Consider the following 19,493-nt stretch of genomic DNA (forward strand, 5'->3'; position numbering starts at 1 on the left):
CGGTTGTTTTTTATTGTTCAACATCAAAGCGCTTATTATTTTAATGTCGAATTAGTTTCGGGCTTCCGGGCCATTTTAACAGGGTTGTTACAAGCAACGCGAGCCGGCGCGCGGCCGCCACTCTGGATTTGCCAAACGGGCGGCATGTCTGTGATTTGGGCGCAAATCAAAACACCAACTTCAACCCACACGACTCCAAGCCATGCAACGCACTCTCGTCAAAGACGCCCACAATTCCACCGAACCTCGCGACTCGATCCTGCTCCAGGGATGGGTGCGCACGAGGCGGGATTCAAAAACATTTTCGTTCGTGGAGCTCAACGATGGCTCGTGCCTCAAGGGCATGCAGATTATCGTGCAAAACACGCTGCCGGATTATGAGGCGCTCATGCACAAGGCGGGCACCGGCGCATCGATTTCCGTGGGCGGCAAACTCGTCGCCTCGCAAGGCGCGGGTCAAAAGTGGGAGGTGCTGGCGGACACATTCGAAATCATCGGCGAGGCGGATGCCTCGTATCCGCTGCAGAAGAAGGGGCACACACTTGAGTTTTTGCGGGAGATCGCGCACCTGCGCCCGCGCTCGAATCTTTTCGGCGCGGTGTTTCGCGTGCGCAGCCGGCTCGCCTATGCGATTCATCAATTCTTTCAGGAACGCGGCTATTTTTACGTGCACACACCGATCATCACGGCGAGCGATTGCGAGGGCGCGGGTGAGATGTTTAGGGTCTCAACACTCGACGCGGACAAACCGCCGCGCGCGGAGGACGGAAGCGTTGATTTCGCGAGTGATTTTTTTGCAAGGCAGAGTTTTCTGACCGTGTCGGGGCAACTGGAGGCGGAGACATTTGCGTGCGCGCTGTCGAATGTCTACACGTTCGGGCCGACGTTTCGCGCGGAGAACTCGAACACCTCGCGGCACGCGGCGGAGTTTTGGATGATCGAGCCGGAGTCGGCGTTCCTCGATCTTTTCGGCAACATGGACCTGGCGGAATCGTTCGTGAAATACCTCGTGGCCGACGCTCGCGAGCATTGCGCGGCGGACCTGGAGTTTTTCGGCAAGTTCGTGGACAAGGAACTGAATGCGCGGCTCGACTTCGTGCTGCAGCGGCCGTTCCAGCGGTGCAGCTACACGGAGGCGATTGAGATTTTGGAAAAGAGCGGCCGCAAGTGGGAGCATCCCGTGAAATGGGGCGACAACATGCAATCGGAGCACGAGCGTTTTCTCGCCGAGGAGCATTTCAAGTGCCCGGTGACGGTTTACGACTACCCGAAAACACTGAAGCCATTTTACATGCGCGTGAACGATGATGGCAAAACGGTGCGCGCGATGGATGTGCTCGTGCCGGGCATCGGCGAAATCATCGGCGGCAGCCAGCGCGAGGAACGGCTCAATGTGCTTCGCGAAAACATGGCCGCGCACGGACTCGCCGAGAAGGATTACTGGTGGTATCTCGACCTGCGCAAATACGGCACGGTGCCGCACAGCGGTTTCGGAATGGGCTTCGAACGCATGCTGATGTTCGTGACGGGCGTCGCCAACATTCGCGACGTGATCCCGTTCGCGCGCACGCCGGGCAGCGCTGATTTTTAAACCTTTTTCAGCCGTGCCAGCGTCGCGCCCCAGCCGCCGCTGGTTTCATCGCCGAGGCGAAAACTTTCCACGCACGGATGTTTGCGCAAATGCGCGCGCACCGTTTCGCGCAGCGCGCCCGTGCCTTTGCCGTGTATAATGCGCACGGTGCGAATGTCGCGATCAAGGCAGGCATCTATGTAGGCGTCGATCACCCGCGCGGTTTCGCGCGGCAGAAATGTGTGCAGGTCAAGTTCGCCATTAATCGGGATTTGCACCGGCTCGGCCCCGGCGGATTCGTGCGTGGCTGAACCATCGCGCGTGTCGCGGTTGTCGCTCACGGTTAGATTCCGCCGCCGTCCGCGGCCTGTTCGCCTGCGTCAGGTTGTTTCTTTGCCGGCGGAGCGTCATCAGGAGTTTCGGGAGCGGATGCCTCCGCCGCCGGCTCGGATTCTTGCGCGGCATCGGCGTCCGCCTCGGATTCAACACCATGGGCAAGCGCGTCAGATTCCGCGGTGCCTCCGATGTATTCATCCTCATAGGGATCGACCTCATAATCGTCCTCGATTTCGAGGTCGTCGGCATTTTCGGTTTCGTCGGACTCGGACGCGCCGCCATCATCCGGGGCATCTTCGCCCCCGGTTGCGGCGGCGGTTGTCGCGGCACCGGCGGCTTCATCATAAACGCTCGTGTCTTCGGGCGTGGTTGTGGCGGAGTCCGCCTTCATGCGTTTTTTGGCGGGCGCGGGCTCTTCCTCAAGCGCGCGCTTGATCTGGTCCTCGACTCCCTCGCGGGCGCGCTTGAAATCGCGCAGCGACTTGCCCAGTCCGCGCGCGAGTTCGGGCATGCGTTTGCCGCCGAACAGAACCAGTATCAGCACGAAGATGAGAAGCATCTCCGGGCCGCCTACATCGAGAAACGCAAGGACTGGTGTTAAATTGGGCATGGTTAGGTAAAATGGAAACATGGCATTCATGTCGGGCGCTTGTAACGAAAAACAAATGCCCGGTTCGCGAAGTGCCGGGAAAATCAGCCCACGTCAACCTCGACAACAAAACTTTGCGTCTGGCCCGGCATGACCCAGTGCATGCCCACGCCATGCGTCGGCGCATTCGGCGGCCCCATCCACGGCTCGACGCAGAAGTAGGGCGCCTTGTCATCGAGAGTCCATGTCACAAAAAGCGCGTCGGGCTCGGGCACTTTGCCCGTGCCGAGTTTCACGCTGATCCGCCCCGGTTGTTTTTTGGGGCCAAACGTCACCGTGTTGCCTGTCAGCGCGGTGTGAAACGTGTCGAGCAGCATCGGGTTCGCCATCGATTCCTCCGCCTTGAACTTGGGGCCGGGCTCGATGAGTTTTCCATCCGTGAAATTCTGCTTCATCGTTTTTCCAGCGGGAATGCGAATCGCATAATCCTCGCGCTCGAGCCCCTCGTTCCAGGGGAGCGTAAAATAGAAATGGTGCCCGGCGCTCCATGGAAGCGGCTGCGTGTCGAGGTTGCGCAGCGTGTATTCGCAGGAAAGCTTGAGCGGCTCGAATCGATAGGTGACGACAAACTCGTAGTCGAACGGATAGCTCGCGCGGTTTTCGTCATCAAGGATGAGCTGCGCGGCGAATCCGCGCTCATCGCAACGCAGCACGTCAAATTTGCCCTGGCGCGCGATGCCGTGGATGGGCATTGGCCGGCGCACGCCATCGGCGGCCTTCCAGAAATGGATGTCGCCGCTCTCAAAAGTGCGCCCGCAAAACGGAAAGAGCACGGGATTGCCGCCCTTCACGACCGCGAAGTCCTTGAGGTCGTTCATCTCGGGCCAGTAAAGCACGTCGCGCACCGTGCCGTCGCCAAGGGTAACGTGCCAGTTCATGAGGCGCGCGCCCATTTCGGGCATGCCGAGAAACGTCGAGTTGCCAACCTGCCAGCGCGTGAGTTCTTTGCCGAGATAGGGGACTTTTTCCATGGGCGTATTTGTTACGCCCCCGGCACGACGGCTGGCAAAATATTTCTGTAAAAAAAACCTTTCTGTCCGACCACAAATATGCGGCACGGGGCTTGCGTTGTGCTGCGCGGCCACACAACATCCGCGGCACGTTCATGCTTCGCACCCTGCTCACAGCTCTCCTCGCAACACTGGCGCTCGCAACCGCCTGCCCCGCGCTCACAAACCGGTCGTCGAAACCCGCGACGCCCGCGACGAGATCCCAGCCGGTCGCCACACCCGCCGCCGACGGCGGAAAAATTCGCGCGATGGTGATCGAGGTTCGGGACGTGATCGACGCACCGGTGCTCTACATATTGCGCCGCGGACTCAAGGAGGCCGAGGAAAACAAAACCCAAGTCGTCGTGCTCAACATGAAAACGCCCGGCGGCGCGGCCGGTGTTGCGATGGAAATGATGGAGGCGCTGTCAAAGTTTTCCGGCGAAACAATCACCTACGTGAACGACGAGGCCATCTCCGCGGGCGCGTTTATTTCCGCCGCGACGGACGAAATCTGGTTCGCTCCCGGCGGCGTCATCGGCGCGGCCGCCGCCGTCAACTCCGACGGGCAGGACATTCCCGAGACGATGCGCCTCAAGATAAACAGTTTCTTCCGCGCCAAAATCCGCGCCGCAACGGAGGCGCATTCCTATCGCGGCGAAGTCATCTCGGCGATGATCGACAAGGACTACGAGCTCATCATCGACGGACAAACCCTCAAGGCCAGGGGCGAGCTCCTCTCGCTCACCGCCACCGAGGCGATGAAACGCTACGGCAATCCGTCCGAGCCGCTTCTCGGCGCGGGCATCGCCAAGAGCATCGAGGACCTGCTCCAGCAAAAATACGGCTCGTCCAATTTCAGCATCACCCACCTCGAAGTCACCTGGTCGGAGCGCCTCGCGCAATGGCTCAGCATGGTCAAGCCGCTCCTCCTCGGCCTTGGAATGCTCGCGCTGTTCATCGAATTCAAAACACCCGGCTTTGGTTTCTTCGGCATCGCGGGAATTGTGCTCCTGGCGGTTGTGTTTCTCAGCAGCTATGCCGCGGGACTTTCCGGATACGAACCCATGATCGTGTTTTTGATCGGCTTTGCGCTTGTTATATTTGAACTGATCTTTTTTCCCGGAGTCATTGTGCCCATGGTCACCGGCCTGCTCATGATGATGGGCTCGCTTGTTTGGGCCATGGCCGACTTCTGGCCGGGCGACCCGATCTCGGTCGCGTGGACAACCGACGCGCTCGTCGCCCCGCTCGTCAATCTCGGCATCGGCCTTGCCATCGGCGGCGTCCTGATTCTCGCGCTTTTGCGCTACATGCCCAAAAGCTGGTTCTGGGACCGCATCGAACTTGCCAGCGAAATCTCAGGGGCCGCGCAAATCGCCGGCCTTGATCCCGAGGCCGCCGGCGTGCTCGGCGCGCTCGTGGGCCGGCGCGCGCGAGTCACCACGCCGCTGCGCCCGTTTGGGCAAATCGAAATTGACGGAAAAATCTACGAGGCGCGGCTCCCGCTAGGCTCCGCCGAACGCGACACCGCCGTCATCGTGCGCGGACACAATGACTTTTCGCTCGATGTTGAATCCGTCGATAAACCAGGGGGAGGCAACGCATGACGCTCATCGTCACCCTCTTTCTAATCGGATTGGTTTGCCTGTGCTTTGAAGTCATCACGCCCGGGGGAATACTCGGCGCGATCGGCGGCATCTTCATGCTCATCGGCTGCGTGCTCGTCTGGAGCACCTATGGCGCGACCGCCGGCCTGACCGCAATTGTCTCCGTGCTCATTCTGGCCGGCATTCTTGTTTACATCGAAATCTTCGTGCTTCCAAAAACGCGCATTGGCCGCGGCATTTTTAACAACGCGGCAATCACAGGCGCGAGCCAGCCCCCGCCCGCCAGCGAGAAGGATGTCGTCGGTCGCGAATGCGTCGCCCTCACCACGCTCGCCCCCACCGGCTATGTGCTCCTCGACGGCAAACGCTACGAGGCGCGCAGCCTCAGCGGCTACATCGAAAAAGACGCGACCCTGGTCGTTTCCTCACTCGACACTTTCACACTGCAAGTAACCAAAAAATAAACACACACAATGCAATCCATCGGTATTCCCATCCTCATTGTCCTGATCGTAATTGGCATCATCCTGATCGCCATTATCGGCTCATTCTTCTCCGTGTGGCTGCGCGCCCTCCTTGCCAAGGCGCCCGTCAAAATGTTCGGCGACCTCGTCGCCATGCGCCTGCGCCGCGTGCCCTACGCGCTCATTGTTGACGCCCGCATCACTGCCAAGAAGGCCGAAATCGAGATTCCCGTTTCCGACATCGAGGCGCACTACCTCGCGGGCGGCAACGTCGTCCCCACTGTGCAGGCTCTCATTGCCGCGCAAAAGGCCAACATCAAGCTCGACTGGCGCCGCGCCTGCGCCATCGACCTCGCAACCAAGGGCTCCGGCAAATCCGTCGTCGAAGCCGTGCGCACTTCCGTTGACCCCAAGGTCATCGACTGCCCCAATCCCGACCAGGGCCGCGTCACCATCGACGGCGTCGCCAAGGACGGCATTCAGGTGAAAGTCCGCGCGCGCGTGACCGTGCGCACCAACCTCGACCGCTTCGTCGGCGGCGCGAAGGAGGAGACGATCATCGCCCGCGTCGGCGAGGGCATCGTCAACACCATCGGCTCGGCGGAATCCTACAAGGCCGTGCTCGAATCGCCCGACTCCATTTCCAAAAACGTGCTCGCCCGCGGTCTCGACGTCGGCACCGCGTTCGAAATCCTCTCCATCGACATCGCCGACGTGGACATTGGCGAAAACATCGGCGCCAAGCTTCAGGAGGCGCAGGCCATGGCCAATAAATCCATCGCGCAAGCGCAGGCCGAAATCCGCCGCGCCGCCGCCGTCGCGCTCGAACAGGAAATGAAAGCCAAAGTGCAGGAGATGCAGGCCAAGGTCGTCGAGGCGCAAGCCGAAGTCCCGCTCGCCATGGCCGACGCCTTCCGCAAAGGCAACCTCGGCGTGATGGACTACTACCGCATGCAAAACGTCCAAGCCGACACCGACATGCGCTCCACCATCGCGAAACCCGAACAGAAGAAGTGATCGAATTTTGGATTTTGGATTTTCGATTTTGGATTGCGCGCTTCCGCGCGATGCCAAAATCGAAACAGGAGCGTAAATTCTCCAATCCAAAATCCAGAATCGAAAATCCAAAATACCCACATGCTCGACTGGCTCCTTAAAAATCCGCAGATCGTAATCTTCCTCCTTTTCGGTGTGATCGCGCTCTTTGGACGCGTTGCGCAGATGCAGAAAGAGGCAAAGGAAAAACGCGAACGCCAGATGCGCTCCGGCAGGCAGCCGCCGGAGCAGTCGCGCTCGCGCGATGATGTCGCGGAGGAAGCCGAGCGCACGCGCCGGCTTCAGGAGGAAATCCGGCGCAAAATCCTCGCCCGCATGGACCGCGCCCAACCCCCGCAATCCATGCCGCAAGACTCGGCGCCGCCCCTCTTCCCGCAAGAGAGGCAACCCGCCGCAACCAGACCGCCGCCCATTCCCTCCGCGCCCGCCCAACCGGCATTCAGCGAATCGGCCGGCGCCTATCAATCCGCGATGGACAGGCTCGCGGAAATGCAGGCAACCTCCGCCGCCGCCAGCGCAAACATGGAGGAGATTTCCGCATCGCAGGAAACAAACCGCGTCACATCGCCGGCGGTCAGCGAGGCACTCGCCTCCCTGCGCGACACAAACTCCCTGCGCAAGGCCTTCATCCTCCGCGATATTTTGGACAAACCCGTAGGGCTGAGGTGAGGAAGCCGGGGGCGGACGGCTGGCCTCACGCAATTTTTTAGCACCCGCCGCGCGCGCCCTGCCCCGCCGGTGTTTTTCGCACCATACGCAGCATCGACTCGTCGGGGTTGAGCCGCGCCACATCCGCGAGATCGACCCACGCCAGTTCCTTCGACTCGCTCGTTATCACAAGCGGCTCGTCCGGATCGCCCTCGACCAGAAAACGCACATCGTAATGCCAGTGCTCCGGCTCCGCGCCGCGGCCGGGAATGCGATGCCGGTCCACGTCGAAAATTTTCACCGCGCCGTCCGCGTCCGTGACGAGTTGCAATTTTGACAGCCCCGATTCCTCGCGCGCCTCGCGCATCGCGACCGAGGCAAGGTCAAGCTCGCCGTCGGCGTGCCCGCCAAGCTGCAACCACATGCCGAGCTTGCGGTGATGGGTGAGCAAGGTGCGTCGCCTCGCCGCATCCACAATCCACGCCGAGCCGGTCAAATGGCCAATGAGCAACGAGCGCTCCGCGCAATTCTCGCGCGTCTCGACAAACCGGATCATGTCAGCCGCCATCGCAGCCTCGTGCGCGTCGATTCCAGTGGACGCATGGGCTCCGAGCATTTTCAAAATCGGCGCGCGCTTCATCGTCAGCTTTTTTTGTCGTTGGTCCAAAGACTCTCCGCCTCGAACGCCGGCGCGTTTGCAATCAGCGGCCAGATTTCATCGGCCGAGTTTGCCACCGAATAAAGCGTGCTCATTCCCGGACGCTTGAAATTTTCCCGCACCATGCGCTCAAAGAAGCGGAGCAGGTCGTCATAAAATCCGTCCTGGTTAAAAATCACGACGGGCTTTTGCGACAGGTTCAAGTAGCGCTCCGTGAGCACCTCGCTCAGCTCCTCCAGCGTGCCGATGCCGCCGGGCAGCGCGAGAAACGCATCCGCGCGCCCGGCCATGATGCGTTTGCGCTCGCGCATCGTCTTCACAACCACGAGCTCGTCGGCCTCGCGATAGGCGAGTTCGCGCTCGATCATAAAATCCGGAATGATGCCGACGACGCGCCCGCCGTCACCCTTCACCGCGCGCGCCACCGAGCCCATGAGCCCGGCGTTGCCGCCTCCATAAATCAAATCCCATCCCTCGGCCGCCATCGCATGCCCGATTTGCCCGGCGGCGGCATAATACTTCGGGTCAAGTTTTGTGCTCGAGGCGCAATACACACAGAGGAGTTTGGACATGGCGTCGGACATGCTTGCGAAGGAAACCCGCCGGCGGCGCGCCCCGCAAATCAAAATATGTAGCCAAGCGTCGTCGTGATGCGCTGGAAGTAACGAAGGTCGCTTGCGAGCAATTTGTTGTATTCCAGCTCAACGCGCGTGGTGATGTTGAATGTGTTCGTTATTTTCCCCGTCAGCCCCGCGTTAAAATTGTATTTCTGGTCATTGGTGTCGTTGGTGTTCAGCACGGCGACAAAATCCTGCGTCAGGGAAAACCGCCGGTTGATAGTCCAGCTTACGTCCTGAAATACATTTATCACCGCCGAGGTGTCAGTGGGAGTTTTGGCGGCGCCACTACTCGGGCTCATGTATTCCCTGTGTCGCATGGCCGCGTCCAGGCCCGAGGCGATCACGAGCTGCTTGCCCGAAAGCACATTGTAACCCATGCCAACGCCCTGCTCCACATCGCTGCCAACAAGCGTTATCCGGTTTCGATCATAGCGGGTGTTGCTCTGGAAAAAGAGCCGGCCCGAAAGCGTGCGGCGGAAACGGAGGTTGGATGAAATCGAATCGGCGGTGCGCTCGTCATTCGTTTCTCCATAGGTGTAGCGATTCAGGAAACGCGTTTCCGTCTTGGGCGTGCGCCGGTTGTTTTCAGTGCGCAAATAGATGTCCAGCTTGTCAACGCGCCCGGTCTGGCTGGTCAGCCCGAACTCGATGCGATTGACCCAGCCGGTATCGTCAACCTTGGTGCTGCGAGTTTTTTTTGCCGCGTTACGCATGTCCCTGAAATCGATGGCGTCGAATTTGGCCGCCGTCTTGTCGATTTTCGGTTTCTTTTTGGCTGTTTCCGCCGCCTTCTTTGCGTCCTCCGCGGCCTTGGCCTCGGCGAGGCGTTTTTCCTCGGCGGCCTTGGCGGCAAGCGCAGCCTGCTGCTCGGGCGTCAACTCAACCTCCACACTGGCCTTGGTCGTCGGCACTATGATTTCGCCGAGAATGTCCGACTTGAACGTGATCATGCCGTCAAGGTTCTTGATGAGTTTGCCCTTGAGCTTGTCGCCGTTTGCCAGAGTCAGGATGTCCGCGCGCACGACCGCGCCCGTTGTGCAAAACAGGACGGCAAAAATGGCCAGCATGCGCGAAAAAGAAACCATGTCGTTCGTGTGACAATGCTTCGAGGTGAATGTTTGAAAAATCTCCACGTCTTGGAAGCAACGTCAAGCGCGACGGCTGAAATATTTGCGCGCGCACAAACCCAAAGCATCTCGCGCCGAATACACAAGCGCGCCTCCGGCGAACTTGAAGCTTGAAGAGGGCGGACGATTCCGCGCACTTTTGACGCTCATCAACATCCTTTCAACGACAACAAACACACTCACCCACTATGGCAGGTCTCGGAAAATTCCTTAAACAAGCACAGAAAATGCAGCGCCAAATGGAGTCGCTCCAGGCGCAGCTCGAAGCGAAGGAACTCGATTTCACGCACGGCGGGGGCGCGATCAAAATCAAGGTCAACGGCGCGGGCAAATTTCTCGCGCTCGATCTCGACCCCGAATTCCTGAAGGAGGACGCCAAGTTCGTCGCCGACACAATCCTCGCCGCCGTGCAAGACGCCGCCAAGCAGGCAAAGGATTTTAACGACGAGGAGGTGAAAAAAATCACCGCCGCAATCCAGATGCCCGGAATGATGTAATGCCGCGCCGCCGCCGCTCGCCGCGGCCGACGGGTTCACCAGCGCAAAGCGCGTGTCATGACTCCCGCATTTGAAAAATTGCAAAGGCAGCTCAAGCAACTGCCCGGGCTCGGATTCCGGTCGGCGGAACGGATTGCGCTGCACCTGCTCGTTGAAAAACCGGGGCAACTGCCCGGGCTCGTGGGCGCGCTCGAGGAGGCCTCGCGCTCGGTAAGGCGCTGCGCGCGTTGCGGCAATCTCGCCGAGGGTGCCGGCGACGAGGCGCTGTGTCCGATCTGCGCCGACGACCGCCGCGACCATTCAGTGGTGTGCGTGGTCGAGCATGTTCCCGACCTCGTGGCGATGGAGCGCTCGGGCGCGTATCGCGGTGTGTATCACGTGCTCCACGGGAAACTCTCGCCAATCTCCGGCGTGGGCCCCAAGCAACTCAATTTCGCGCCGCTGCTTGAGCGCGTAAAAAACGGCGAGGCGCGCGAACTGATCCTGGCATTGTCAAACGATGTCGAGGGCGAGGCGACGTGCCACTACATCACGCAGCATTTGCCCGCGACCGATGGCGCGGAAACCGTAAAAACAACACGCATCGGTTTTGGCCTGCCAAGCGGCGGCGGCGTTTTGTATGCGGACTCGATAACGCTCAAAAGCGCGCTCGAAGGCCGTCGCGAGTATTTGTGAACCCGCCCCGCCCGGGTTTTTGGGCGTTAGGCGGATGGTTTTTTCTCCGCGGGGTCCTCCCTGAAATGCCCCTTTTCAGCGGCACGCACAAACCCCTCCGTCACACTTTTTAAGCCCTCCCAGCGCCTGCGGATGTTTTTTGCCTCGGCCAGGCTCACCTGCAAATCGGCCGACGCGCTCGCGATTTCATACAACATGTCGGCGAATTCCTGCACAATCGCGTTGGTTGCGGGAATGAGATTCGTCCCCTGCCCCTGGGGAAGCGTCGGGGCGTTTTTAATGAAAAACCCGCCCGCCTGCTCACACACCCATTGCGCGATGCGCATGTCGCCATGCGGCGCGGATTGACTGCGCGTCGCCGCCAAAAGCTGCGCCACACGATCCAGCGGATTATTTGACGAATTGGTGTTCGCCCCTTGCGGCACGGTCTCCGTCCAACGATAAATCAATGAAAGCGACAGCCCCATGTCTGCGGCAATCTGCTTGGCACTCGTTGTTTTCAGGATTTCTTTGAGGACTTCGTAGGACTGCATGGAAATTATGTAAAAATGAGATTTTTGCAAGATTGGGCAACATTTGAGTCATCTCAAACGTAAATTTTTTATAATAGGTCAAAATGTGCGCGTATTTTGCCCCAAAGTGCGCGCCGATTTCTCACTTTTGGCGTGCGTCCTCTTTTTACAATCGATAGCTTCAGTTACTTTTTTTCATGAACATCCACGAATACCAAGCAAAAGCCCTTTTTGAAAAGTTCGGCGTTTACGTTCCCAAAGGCGTCGCCGCCAAATCCGCCGCCGAGTTTGACTCCGCGCTCGCCCAGCTTCCCGAGGGCAAAATCGTCGTCAAATCGCAAATCCACGCCGGCGGCCGCGGCAAAGGCACCTTCACCGACGGCTTCAAGGGCGGCGTAAAACTCTGCCAGTCGCGCGCCGAGGCGAAGGAAATCGCCGGCAAAATGCTCGGCAACACACTCGTCACCCTCCAAACCGGCCCCGCCGGACGCAAGGTGCAGACCGTTTATTTCACCGGCGCCGACTCCATCAAAAAGGAATACTACCTCGCCATCCTCCTCGACCGCGCCACCTCGCGCCCCGTCATCGTCGCCTCCACCGAGGGCGGCATGGAAATCGAAAAAGTCGCGCACGAAACGCCCGACAAAATCTTCAAGGTCTTCATCGACCCCGCCTACGGCCTCGCCGACTACCAAGTGCGCGAACTCTGCTTCGGCCTCGGCTTCAACCCCGCCGAAATGAAAAACGCCTCCAAGCTCATCCGCCAGCTCTACACGATGTTCTGGGAGTGCGACGCCTCGATGGTCGAGATCAACCCCCTCATCAGCACGCCCTCCGACGAAGTTTACCCGCTCGACGCCAAAGTCTCCTTCGACGACAACTCCCTCTACCGCCACCCCGAGATCACCGCCCTGCGCGACCTCAACGAGGAGGACCCCAAGGAAATCAAGGCCTCCGAGCACAACCTCAGCTACATCGCGCTCGACGGCAACATCGCCTGCCTCGTCAACGGCGCCGGCCTCGCCATGAGCACGATGGACATCATCAAGCACTACGGCGGCAACCCCGCCAACTTCCTCGACGTCGGCGGCGGCGCCTCCAAGGAGCAAGTCATGGCCGCCTTCGAAATCATCCTCACCGACCCGAACGTGAAAGGCATCCTCGTGAACATCTTCGGCGGCATCATGGACTGCGACGTCATCGCGCACGGCGTGGTCGCCGCGGCCAGGGAAATCGGCCTCAAGCTCCCGCTCGTCGTCCGCCTCGAAGGCAACAACGCCGACGCCGGCAAGGCCACCCTCGCCGCCTCCGGCCTCACCATCACCTCCGGCACCACCATGGCCGACGCCGCCCAAAAGATCGTCGCCCTCGTATCCGGGAAATAACCACGCGCCGCCATGCTTAAAATCTCCGACATCGCCTTCACCGGCACACCCGTCACCGACATGAAAGCGGCCCGCGCCTTTTACGAAGGCGTGCTCGGCCTCGCCCCCTCCCACGTCTTCGAGTGGGACGGCAAATCGTGGATCGAATACGACATCGGCCCCGGCAAAAACACGCTCGCCATCACCGACAGCGCGCCCGACTGGAAACCCTCCGCCGCCGGCACCGTGGTCGCGCTCGAAGTCGCCGACTTCGACGCCGCCATCGCGCACCTCAAGGCGAACAACGTCACCATCCACGGCGAGCCCTTCGAAACGCCCGTCTGCCGCATGGCGCACATCGCCGATCCCTCCGGCAACACCATCACCCTCCACCACTGCAAAAAAGGACATCACTGATATTAAATGCGGAATTCGGAATACGGGGTGTGGAAATAAAAAACACGCACACGAATCCACGCCTCCGCGCACCGCATTTCACCATTCACACTTCACCCTTCACTCTTTCCAAAAATGGCTATCCTCATCAAACCCGACACCAAAATCCTCATCCAAGGCATCACTGGCTCCTTCGGCGGAAAACACGCCAAGCTCTCGATCGACTACGGCACGCAAGTCGTCGCCGGCGTCACACCCGGCAAAGGCGGGCAAGTCTTCGAGCACAACGGCCACAAAGTGCCCGTCTTCAACACCGTCGCCGAGGCCGCGGCTAAAACCGGCGCGACCGTCTCCGCGGTGTTCGTGCCGCCGCCCTTCGCGGCCGACGCCATCCTCGAATGCGCCGACGCCGGGCTCGACCTCGTCGTCGTCATCACCGAAGGCATTCCAATCAAGGACATGGTCCGCGTTAAACGCGCCATCGCCGGAAAGAAAACCCGCCTCGTCGGCCCCAACTGTCCCGGCCTTGTCTGCCCCGGCCCCGGCGAGCAATCGCACGGCGGCTGCCGCATCGGCATCGCCCCCGGCTACATCAACAAACAAGGCCACGTCGGCGTCGTCTCCCGCTCCGGCACCCTCACCTACGAGGCGGTTTACCAGCTCACCGAAAAAAACATCGGCCAAAGCACGACCGTCGGCATCGGCGGCGACCCGGTCAACGGCACCTCGCATCTCGACGTCATCAAAATGTTCGCCGCCGACCCCGACACGCACGGCATCATCATGATCGGTGAAATCGGCGGCAACGCCGAAGTCGAGGCCGCCCGCTGGATCAAGGCCAACTGCGACAAACCCGTCGCCGGCTTCATCGCCGGGGCGACCGCGCCCGCCGGACGCCGCATGGGCCACGCCGGCGCGATTGTCGGCGGAGCCGAGGACACCGCCGCGGCCAAGATCGCGGTCTTCAAGGAATGCGGCATCGAAGTCGCGGAAACCCCCAGCGACATGGCCGACGCCCTCCTCCGCGCCGCCAAGGCAAAGGGAGTGACGCTGAGCTGACGCGCAACTCTCAAGAACAACCACTCACCAAACCCGGAACGCTTTTGTGCTTCCGGTTTTTTTGCGTCGCCCCCGCGCGCAATTCACCTCACATTCCGCCCCATTGTTTTCAATTCAGCACTCCCGATTTCACATCCCATGAACCGACGCCAAGCCCTCAAAACCATAGCGACAACCGGCGCACTCGCCGCGCTTTCCCGCGTGATGCCCTCCGCCCGAGCCGGCGCGGCATCTGAAAATTCAAACCCGAAACCCGACATGTCCCCCGCCCTCCGCCACTCCGTCTGCGCCTGGTGTTACATCAAAAAAATTCCGCTTCCCGAATTCGCCCCCGCCGCAAAAAAAGTCGGCATCGAATCCATCGAGCTCCTCAACCCCGACCAATGGCCCGTCGTCCAAAAACACGGTCTCGCGTGCGCCGTCGCCAACGGCCCAAAATCCAGCTCGATCAAGCGCGGCTTCAACCGTCGCGAACACCACTCCAACCTCGTTCCCGATTTCCTCGCGCGCATCAAGGAATGCGCCGCCGCCGGCATCCCCAACCTCATCTGTTTCTCCGGAAACCGCGACGGACAATCCGACGAGGAGGGTCTCGAAATCTGCGCCGAGGGCTTGAAAAAAATCGTCTCCGCCGCCGAGAAGGCGCGCATCACGATCATCATGGAGCTCCTCAACAGCAAGGTGAACCACAAGGACTACCAATGCGATCACACCGCCTGGGGCGTTGAGCTGGTCAAGCGCGTCGGCTCCGAGCGCTTCAAGCTCCTCTACGACATCTATCACATGCAAATCATGGAGGGCGACGTGATCCGCAACATCCGCGAAAACGCGCAATACATCGCCCACTACCACACCGCCGGAAATCCCGGCCGCAACGAGTTCGAGCCAACCGATACGCAAGAACTCAACTACCCCGCCATCATGCGCGCCATCCGCGACACCGGCTACCGCGGCTACATCGGCCAGGAGTTTCTCCCCAAGCGCGATCCGTTAACATCCCTCGCCGCCGCGGTGAAAATTTGCACCGTGTAATAAAACAACTCCGCGCTCGCGCCCATTAATTCTCCATTAATAACCAATAGTTCATTCCACCAAACACATCATGAAAAAAATCCTCATCCTCCTTTGCGCCATGACTCTCGCCGCCGTGCACACAAACGCCGCCGAAAAAAACATCGGCCTCCAAATGTATTCCCTTCGCACCGAGATCGCCAAGGACTTCAGCAACATCGACACCATCATCGCCGCCATCGCCAAGGCCGGTTACAAATACGTCGAAACCGCCAACTACAGCGGCGACGGCAAGATATACGGCATGGAGCCCGCCGTCTTCGCCGAAAAACTCCGCGCCCACGGCCTCCACGCGCTCTCCTGCCACGTCCAAAAACGTTTCAAAAAGACGCCCACCCGCGCCGAGCTCGACGAAGCACTCCCGTGGTGGGACAAGTGCATCGCCGACCACAAGGCCGCCGGCATGAAATACGTCATCATGCCCTCCATGCCCCGTCTCACCAAGGTCGAGGACATCCAGGCCTTCTGCGAATACCTCAACAAAATCGGCGACAAGTGCAACGCCGCCGGGCTCAAGTTCGGCTACCACAACCACGCCTTCGAATTCGAAACCAAGCTCCCCGGCAAGCTCACCAAGTATGAATACATGCTCCAAAACACCGACCCCGGAAAAGTCTTTTTCGAAATGGACGTCTACTGGACGGTCATGGGTCGCTTTTCCCCCGTCGAACTTTTTAAGAAATACCCGGGCCGCTTTCTCGTCCTGCACATCAAGGACCAAAAGGAACTCGGCCAAAGCGGCATGGTCGGCTTCGAGGCCATATTCAAGAACATCGGCGCCTCCGGCGCCAAATACCTGATTGTGGAAGTTGAAAAATACAACATGCCCCCCATCGAGTCCGTCACCGCCAGCCTCAAATACCTCAACGACGCCCCCTACGTTAAGGCCGACTACTCAAAGTAATTAAAACCCGCCCCGGGAACGCTTCGGCGTTCCCGGCTCCACGTTTCTTATTTGCCACAACAAAAACCCACGCGGAACATATTCCCCGCATCCACCACCCACAATCTCCCGCATTTTCAGCCCTTCAGTCCTTCAGCCTTTCAGCCCTTCCCTTCCACCATGACCCGACGCCAAGCAATCAAAACCATCGCCGCCACCGGCGCTCTCACCGCCCTCTCCCGCATCGCGCCGCAAGCCCGCGCCGCCACCACCCTTCCCACCCGGAATTCCTTCCACCACTCCGTATGCCCCGGCCCCTACCTCAAGAAAAACGCGGATGATAAACGCCCCGGACGCCTGCCGCTGCCCGAGTTTGCCCAAGCCGCGAAAAAACTCGGCATCGAGTCCATCGAGCTCACCGGCCCCGAACAATGGCCCGTCATCCAAAAAGCCGGACTCACCTGCGCCGTCTCAACCTTCCCCAGAAAAGTCACCTCGTTGATGCGCGGACTCAATCGCCGCGAGCATCACATCGAAATCGTTCCGGCCTACCTCCAGCGCATCCGCGAATGCGCCGATGCCGGCATTCCCAACCTCATCTGTTTCTCCGGACGCCGCGATGGACAATCCGACGAGGAGGGCCTTGAAATCTGCGCCGAGGGTTTGAAAAAAATACTTCCCGCCGCCGAAAAGGCCCGCGTCACACTCATCATGGAGCTGCTCAACAGCAGGACCAAGGGACACGTTGACTATCAATGCGACCACACCGCCTGGGGCGTCGAGCTGGTCAAGCGCGTGGGCTCCGAGCGCTTCAAGCTCCTCTACGATATTTACCACATGCAAATGATGGAGGGTAACATCATCCAAACCATCCGCGAAAACCACCAATACATCGCCCACTACCACACCGCCGGAAATCCCGGTCGCAACGAATTCGAGCCCGGCGACATGCAGGAACTCAACTATCCGGCCATCATGCGCGCCATCCACGACACCGGTTTCCGCGGCTACGTCGGTCAGGAGTTCTCCCCCAAGCGCGACCCGCTCACCTCCCTCGCCGCCGCAGTAAAAATTTGCACGGTGTAAATTGCTCGGAGAAAGTGAATATCCTTTTGAGATACATACTATTCATAGCACCAATTCTCACTGGATTTTTGATTGGGTTGTTTTTTGCCGACATTCTTGAAAATGGACATTATGACAATTCAACCATTGATCTCCTAATCAACATCTTACATTTGCCTGCCTCTATATTATTTTGTGCATGCGTGATATGTGGAATTGGGCCGAATGGAGATGCTGGATGGATAATGCTTCCCTTATGCATGATTGCCCAATGGACAATCACAGGAGTTTTAATCGCGATAATTTTATTACGACACCACAAGAAGAAAAAGAGCACAAACGCATGACCAAATCCGCCAACACGCCTGACCGCGCCACTGCCTCCGCCATTTCGCACACTGCGCGCGTGCTCGATTCCCTCCGTCCCGGGCTCCACGCCGACACCGCGCTCCGCAATTATTTCGCCTACTGGCACCGCCTCGGTCCGCGCGAAAAACGCGCCATCAGCCGCGCCACCTTCGCCTATTTTCGATGGTTCGGCTGGCTCGACCGCAAGGATTCTCCGCAAAAACAAATCGCCGGGGCCCTTGATCTCCAATCCCGCTTCGACAACAACCCCGCGTCGATCAAAACCGAGGCCATCGCCGCGCGCGCCATTCCCGAATGGTCGCGTGACGAGGTCGCATGGCCCGCCGAAACCCTCCGGCTTCTCCAGCACGATCCCGTCCTCTGGCTCCGCGCAAAAACATCCGGCATCGACACGCTCGCCGCGCAACTCGGCGACTGCGAGCCCGCCTCAAACACGCCCGTTCCCGCGCCCGACGCGCTTCGTTACACCGGCAGGCAGGATCTTTTCCGCACACCGCAATTTCACGAGGGCCTTTTCGAAATCCAGGACCTCGCATCACAACTCACCGGTCACGCCTGCGCGCCAAAACCCGGCCAAACTTGGTGGGACGCCTGCGCTGGCGAAGGCGGCAAGACGCTCCACCTCGCCGAGCTCATGCAAAACAAGGGCATGCTCTGGGCGAGCGACCGCTCCTTCCGGCGCCTGCAATCACTCAAGCGCCGCGCCGCGCGCGCAAAGGTTTTTAACTACCGCGCCGCCGCGTGGGACGGCTCCGCCAAGCTTCCCACCAAGGCCAAGTTCGACGGCATCCTGCTCGACGCCCCTTGCAGCGGACTCGGCACCTGGCAGCGCAACCCGCACGCGCGCTGGACAACCACGCCCGACGACGTCCGCGAACTCGCCGCCGTGCAAACGCAGCTCCTCGCCAATGTCGCGGGTTCGCTGAAACCGGGCGGACGCCTCATCTACGCCGTCTGCACGCTCACGCGCAGCGAAACGACCGCCGTCGCCGACGCCTTCACCACCGCGCACGCCGATTTTGAGCCCGCGTCCGTTTTTGCCGCCTCCGGAAATCCGTCCGCGCAAACCACCCTCTGGCCGCACGAGCACGACTGCAACGGCATGTTCATCGCCGCATGGCGAAGGAAATAATTTTCCCCGCGCGTTCCCCAAAACACCGGCATCCTTCGCACGCATCCACGCGCATTTCCACAAAGTGTGTTATGTGATTGCGCCGGATTAAAACAGAATCGTTTAATTGCGCCACAATGAGCCGGGAAGGCAAAATCACGTCCGATGAAAAACGTCCGCTGGCAGGATCGCTTCTGCTGGCGCATCCGTCGTTGAACGACGGCATTTTCAGGCGCTCCGTGATTCTGCTCCCCGCGCACGATGAAAACGGCTCCATGGGCATCGTGCTCAATCACCCGCTGCGCAAACGCATGGCGGACATCAGCAACGACCTGGCGTTCAGCCCGCTGGCCGATGTGCCCGTTTACCAGGGCGGCCCGGTGGCGAGCGACAAGCTGCTCATCTGCGCATGGCGCATGCACCCGCAAGGGCTGGGATTTCAACTGATGTTCGGCATCGAGCCGGACAACGCGATCAAGCTCCGCGAGGAACAGGGCATGGAATTGCGCGCGTATTACGGTTACGCGGGCTGGTCGGCCGGACAACTGGAAGGCGAGTTGCGGCGCGACACCTGGGTTGTCACTCCGCTCCTGCCGCACCTGCTGGTCAACGAGGACGGCGGCGAATACGACGAGAGCATGTGGCGAAAAATCCTTGGCGACATGGGCGACGAATGGCGTCTCGCCGCCGGCGAGCCCGACGACCCCGCGTTGAATTGAACACGCGGGGGGACGCCGCTTGCGCCGCCCCGCGCGAACGCAACA

22 protein-coding genes are annotated in these 19,493 nt (G+C 60.0%); 15 read left to right on the top strand and 7 right to left on the bottom strand.

What is annotated here, in order from left to right; all coding sequences use genetic code 11:
• Positions 1 to 202: 202 nt before the first annotated feature.
• A complete protein-coding gene (gene asnS, locus M2103_RS03300; RefSeq protein ID WP_277508729.1) occupies positions 203 to 1,591 on the top strand; it encodes an asparagine--tRNA ligase in 1,389 nt (462 codons plus the stop codon).
• On the opposite strand, the gene M2103_RS03305 is transcribed toward asnS, so the two are convergent.
• The 3 genes from M2103_RS03305 to M2103_RS03315 all read right to left on the bottom strand — a co-directional run bounded on the left by M2103_RS03305 (position 1,588) and on the right by M2103_RS03315 (position 3,526).
• The gene (locus M2103_RS03305; RefSeq protein WP_277508730.1) at positions 1,588 to 1,911 is read right to left on the bottom strand and encodes a Smr/MutS family protein; all 324 of its coding nucleotides are present in this window, start codon (positions 1,909 to 1,911) and stop codon (positions 1,588 to 1,590) included. The genes asnS and M2103_RS03305 overlap by 4 nt on opposite strands.
• A gap of 2 nt (positions 1,912 to 1,913) precedes the next feature.
• Positions 1,914 to 2,516 carry a twin-arginine translocase TatA/TatE family subunit gene (locus tag M2103_RS03310; RefSeq protein WP_277508731.1) on the bottom strand — a complete coding sequence of 201 codons (603 nt, stop codon included), beginning with the start codon at positions 2,514 to 2,516 and terminating at the stop codon, positions 1,914 to 1,916.
• 83 nt (positions 2,517 to 2,599) lie between these two features.
• Positions 2,600 to 3,526: an aldose epimerase gene (locus tag M2103_RS03315; protein WP_277508732.1), complete on the bottom strand. Its 927-nt coding sequence runs from the start codon at positions 3,524 to 3,526 to the stop codon at positions 2,600 to 2,602.
• A 134-nt stretch (positions 3,527 to 3,660) separates the two neighbouring features.
• Between M2103_RS03315 and M2103_RS03320 the strand changes: the two genes are divergently transcribed.
• From M2103_RS03320 to M2103_RS03335, 4 genes are all read left to right on the top strand, one after another.
• On the top strand, positions 3,661 to 5,154 hold the full coding sequence (locus M2103_RS03320) for a hypothetical protein (protein WP_277508733.1): 1,494 nt from the start codon (positions 3,661 to 3,663) through the stop codon (positions 5,152 to 5,154).
• Positions 5,151 to 5,618 carry an NfeD family protein gene (locus M2103_RS03325; RefSeq protein WP_277508734.1) on the top strand — a complete coding sequence of 156 codons (468 nt, stop codon included), beginning with the start codon at positions 5,151 to 5,153 and terminating at the stop codon, positions 5,616 to 5,618. Before M2103_RS03320 ends, M2103_RS03325 begins: the two co-directional genes overlap by 4 nt.
• Positions 5,619 to 5,627: 9 nt before the next feature.
• Positions 5,628 to 6,635, top strand: coding sequence for a flotillin-like protein FloA (floA, locus tag M2103_RS03330; RefSeq protein WP_108825995.1), 1,008 nt, complete (start codon positions 5,628 to 5,630; stop codon positions 6,633 to 6,635).
• 120 nt (positions 6,636 to 6,755) lie between these two features.
• Entirely contained in the window at positions 6,756 to 7,343 is a 588-nt protein-coding gene (locus M2103_RS03335) for a hypothetical protein (RefSeq protein ID WP_277508735.1), read from the top strand.
• A gap of 37 nt (positions 7,344 to 7,380) precedes the next feature.
• On the opposite strand, the gene M2103_RS03340 is transcribed toward M2103_RS03335, so the two are convergent.
• From M2103_RS03340 to M2103_RS03350, 3 genes are read right to left on the bottom strand one after another with little or no spacing between them, the layout of a single operon-like run.
• Positions 7,381 to 7,938, bottom strand: coding sequence for an NUDIX hydrolase (locus tag M2103_RS03340; RefSeq protein WP_277508736.1), 558 nt, complete (start codon positions 7,936 to 7,938; stop codon positions 7,381 to 7,383).
• 26 nt (positions 7,939 to 7,964) lie between these two features.
• Positions 7,965 to 8,552: a TIGR00730 family Rossman fold protein gene (locus M2103_RS03345; RefSeq protein WP_277508738.1), complete on the bottom strand. Its 588-nt coding sequence runs from the start codon at positions 8,550 to 8,552 to the stop codon at positions 7,965 to 7,967.
• Between the two features lie 50 nt (positions 8,553 to 8,602).
• Positions 8,603 to 9,667 (bottom strand): DUF481 domain-containing protein, encoded by a 1,065-nt coding sequence (locus tag M2103_RS03350; RefSeq protein ID WP_277508740.1) that lies wholly within the window; start codon positions 9,665 to 9,667, stop codon positions 8,603 to 8,605.
• Positions 9,668 to 9,915: 248 nt separating this feature from the next.
• On the opposite strand from M2103_RS03350, the gene M2103_RS03355 reads away from it, so the two are divergent.
• Complete coding sequence (locus M2103_RS03355; RefSeq protein WP_108826003.1) at positions 9,916 to 10,224, top strand: YbaB/EbfC family nucleoid-associated protein; 309 nt, start codon at positions 9,916 to 9,918, stop codon at positions 10,222 to 10,224.
• 57 nt (positions 10,225 to 10,281) lie between these two features.
• Entirely contained in the window at positions 10,282 to 10,899 is a 618-nt protein-coding gene (gene recR, locus M2103_RS03360) for a recombination mediator RecR (RefSeq protein WP_277508742.1), read from the top strand.
• A gap of 26 nt (positions 10,900 to 10,925) precedes the next feature.
• Here recR and M2103_RS03365 read toward each other — a convergent pair whose 3' ends face one another.
• Positions 10,926 to 11,432 carry a hypothetical protein gene (locus tag M2103_RS03365; protein WP_277508743.1) on the bottom strand — a complete coding sequence of 169 codons (507 nt, stop codon included), beginning with the start codon at positions 11,430 to 11,432 and terminating at the stop codon, positions 10,926 to 10,928.
• 176 nt (positions 11,433 to 11,608) lie between these two features.
• Between M2103_RS03365 and sucC the strand changes: the two genes are divergently transcribed.
• The 8 genes from sucC (at position 11,609) to M2103_RS03405 (ending at position 19,448) form a co-directional block, all read left to right on the top strand.
• Entirely contained in the window at positions 11,609 to 12,796 is a 1,188-nt protein-coding gene (gene sucC, locus M2103_RS03370) for an ADP-forming succinate--CoA ligase subunit beta (protein ID WP_277508744.1), read from the top strand.
• A gap of 12 nt (positions 12,797 to 12,808) precedes the next feature.
• Positions 12,809 to 13,192, top strand: a complete 384-nt coding sequence (locus tag M2103_RS03375; protein WP_277508745.1) for a VOC family protein — start codon at positions 12,809 to 12,811, stop codon at positions 13,190 to 13,192.
• Positions 13,193 to 13,306: 114 nt separating this feature from the next.
• Positions 13,307 to 14,230, top strand: coding sequence for a succinate--CoA ligase subunit alpha (sucD, locus tag M2103_RS03380; RefSeq protein ID WP_277508746.1), 924 nt, complete (start codon positions 13,307 to 13,309; stop codon positions 14,228 to 14,230).
• A gap of 138 nt (positions 14,231 to 14,368) precedes the next feature.
• Positions 14,369 to 15,262: a TIM barrel protein gene (locus M2103_RS03385; protein ID WP_277508747.1), complete on the top strand. Its 894-nt coding sequence runs from the start codon at positions 14,369 to 14,371 to the stop codon at positions 15,260 to 15,262.
• A 70-nt stretch (positions 15,263 to 15,332) separates the two neighbouring features.
• The gene (locus tag M2103_RS03390; protein WP_277508748.1) at positions 15,333 to 16,205 is read left to right on the top strand and encodes a sugar phosphate isomerase/epimerase; all 873 of its coding nucleotides are present in this window, start codon (positions 15,333 to 15,335) and stop codon (positions 16,203 to 16,205) included.
• Positions 16,206 to 16,364: 159 nt separating this feature from the next.
• Complete coding sequence (locus M2103_RS03395) at positions 16,365 to 17,270, top strand: TIM barrel protein (RefSeq protein WP_277508749.1); 906 nt, start codon at positions 16,365 to 16,367, stop codon at positions 17,268 to 17,270.
• A gap of 322 nt (positions 17,271 to 17,592) precedes the next feature.
• Positions 17,593 to 18,750, top strand: coding sequence for an RsmB/NOP family class I SAM-dependent RNA methyltransferase (locus M2103_RS03400; RefSeq protein ID WP_277508751.1), 1,158 nt, complete (start codon positions 17,593 to 17,595; stop codon positions 18,748 to 18,750).
• Positions 18,751 to 18,866: 116 nt separating this feature from the next.
• The gene (locus M2103_RS03405) at positions 18,867 to 19,448 is read left to right on the top strand and encodes a YqgE/AlgH family protein (protein WP_236919046.1); all 582 of its coding nucleotides are present in this window, start codon (positions 18,867 to 18,869) and stop codon (positions 19,446 to 19,448) included.
• Positions 19,449 to 19,493: the final 45 nt, after the last annotated feature.

This window comes from Ereboglobus sp. PH5-5 (assembly GCF_029504805.1).
Classification (GTDB): Bacteria; Verrucomicrobiota; Verrucomicrobiia; order Opitutales; family Opitutaceae; genus Ereboglobus.

Bases quoted from the DNA above. Each gene is read 5' to 3' on its own strand.
- asnS (WP_277508729.1), top strand. From the start codon at position 203: ATGCAACGCACTCTCGTCAAAGACGCCCACAATTCCACCGAACCTCGC.
- M2103_RS03310 (WP_277508731.1), bottom strand. From the start codon at position 2,516: ATGCCCAATTTAACACCAGTCCTTGCGTTTCTCGATGTAGGCGGCCCG.
- M2103_RS03315 (WP_277508732.1), bottom strand. From the start codon at position 3,526: ATGGAAAAAGTCCCCTATCTCGGCAAAGAACTCACGCGCTGGCAGGTT.
- M2103_RS03320 (WP_277508733.1), top strand. From the start codon at position 3,661: ATGCTTCGCACCCTGCTCACAGCTCTCCTCGCAACACTGGCGCTCGCA.
- M2103_RS03325 (WP_277508734.1), top strand. From the start codon at position 5,151: ATGACGCTCATCGTCACCCTCTTTCTAATCGGATTGGTTTGCCTGTGC.
- floA (WP_108825995.1), top strand. From the start codon at position 5,628: ATGCAATCCATCGGTATTCCCATCCTCATTGTCCTGATCGTAATTGGC.
- M2103_RS03335 (WP_277508735.1), top strand. From the start codon at position 6,756: ATGCTCGACTGGCTCCTTAAAAATCCGCAGATCGTAATCTTCCTCCTT.
- M2103_RS03340 (WP_277508736.1), bottom strand. From the start codon at position 7,938: ATGCTCGGAGCCCATGCGTCCACTGGAATCGACGCGCACGAGGCTGCG.
- M2103_RS03345 (WP_277508738.1), bottom strand. From the start codon at position 8,552: ATGTCCAAACTCCTCTGTGTGTATTGCGCCTCGAGCACAAAACTTGAC.
- M2103_RS03350 (WP_277508740.1), bottom strand. From the start codon at position 9,667: ATGCTGGCCATTTTTGCCGTCCTGTTTTGCACAACGGGCGCGGTCGTG.
- M2103_RS03355 (WP_108826003.1), top strand. From the start codon at position 9,916: ATGGCAGGTCTCGGAAAATTCCTTAAACAAGCACAGAAAATGCAGCGC.
- recR (WP_277508742.1), top strand. From the start codon at position 10,282: ATGACTCCCGCATTTGAAAAATTGCAAAGGCAGCTCAAGCAACTGCCC.
- M2103_RS03365 (WP_277508743.1), bottom strand. From the start codon at position 11,432: ATGCAGTCCTACGAAGTCCTCAAAGAAATCCTGAAAACAACGAGTGCC.
- sucC (WP_277508744.1), top strand. From the start codon at position 11,609: ATGAACATCCACGAATACCAAGCAAAAGCCCTTTTTGAAAAGTTCGGC.
- M2103_RS03375 (WP_277508745.1), top strand. From the start codon at position 12,809: ATGCTTAAAATCTCCGACATCGCCTTCACCGGCACACCCGTCACCGAC.
- sucD (WP_277508746.1), top strand. From the start codon at position 13,307: ATGGCTATCCTCATCAAACCCGACACCAAAATCCTCATCCAAGGCATC.
- M2103_RS03385 (WP_277508747.1), top strand. From the start codon at position 14,369: ATGAACCGACGCCAAGCCCTCAAAACCATAGCGACAACCGGCGCACTC.
- M2103_RS03390 (WP_277508748.1), top strand. From the start codon at position 15,333: ATGAAAAAAATCCTCATCCTCCTTTGCGCCATGACTCTCGCCGCCGTG.
- M2103_RS03395 (WP_277508749.1), top strand. From the start codon at position 16,365: ATGACCCGACGCCAAGCAATCAAAACCATCGCCGCCACCGGCGCTCTC.
- M2103_RS03400 (WP_277508751.1), top strand. From the start codon at position 17,593: ATGACCAAATCCGCCAACACGCCTGACCGCGCCACTGCCTCCGCCATT.
- M2103_RS03405 (WP_236919046.1), top strand. From the start codon at position 18,867: ATGAGCCGGGAAGGCAAAATCACGTCCGATGAAAAACGTCCGCTGGCA.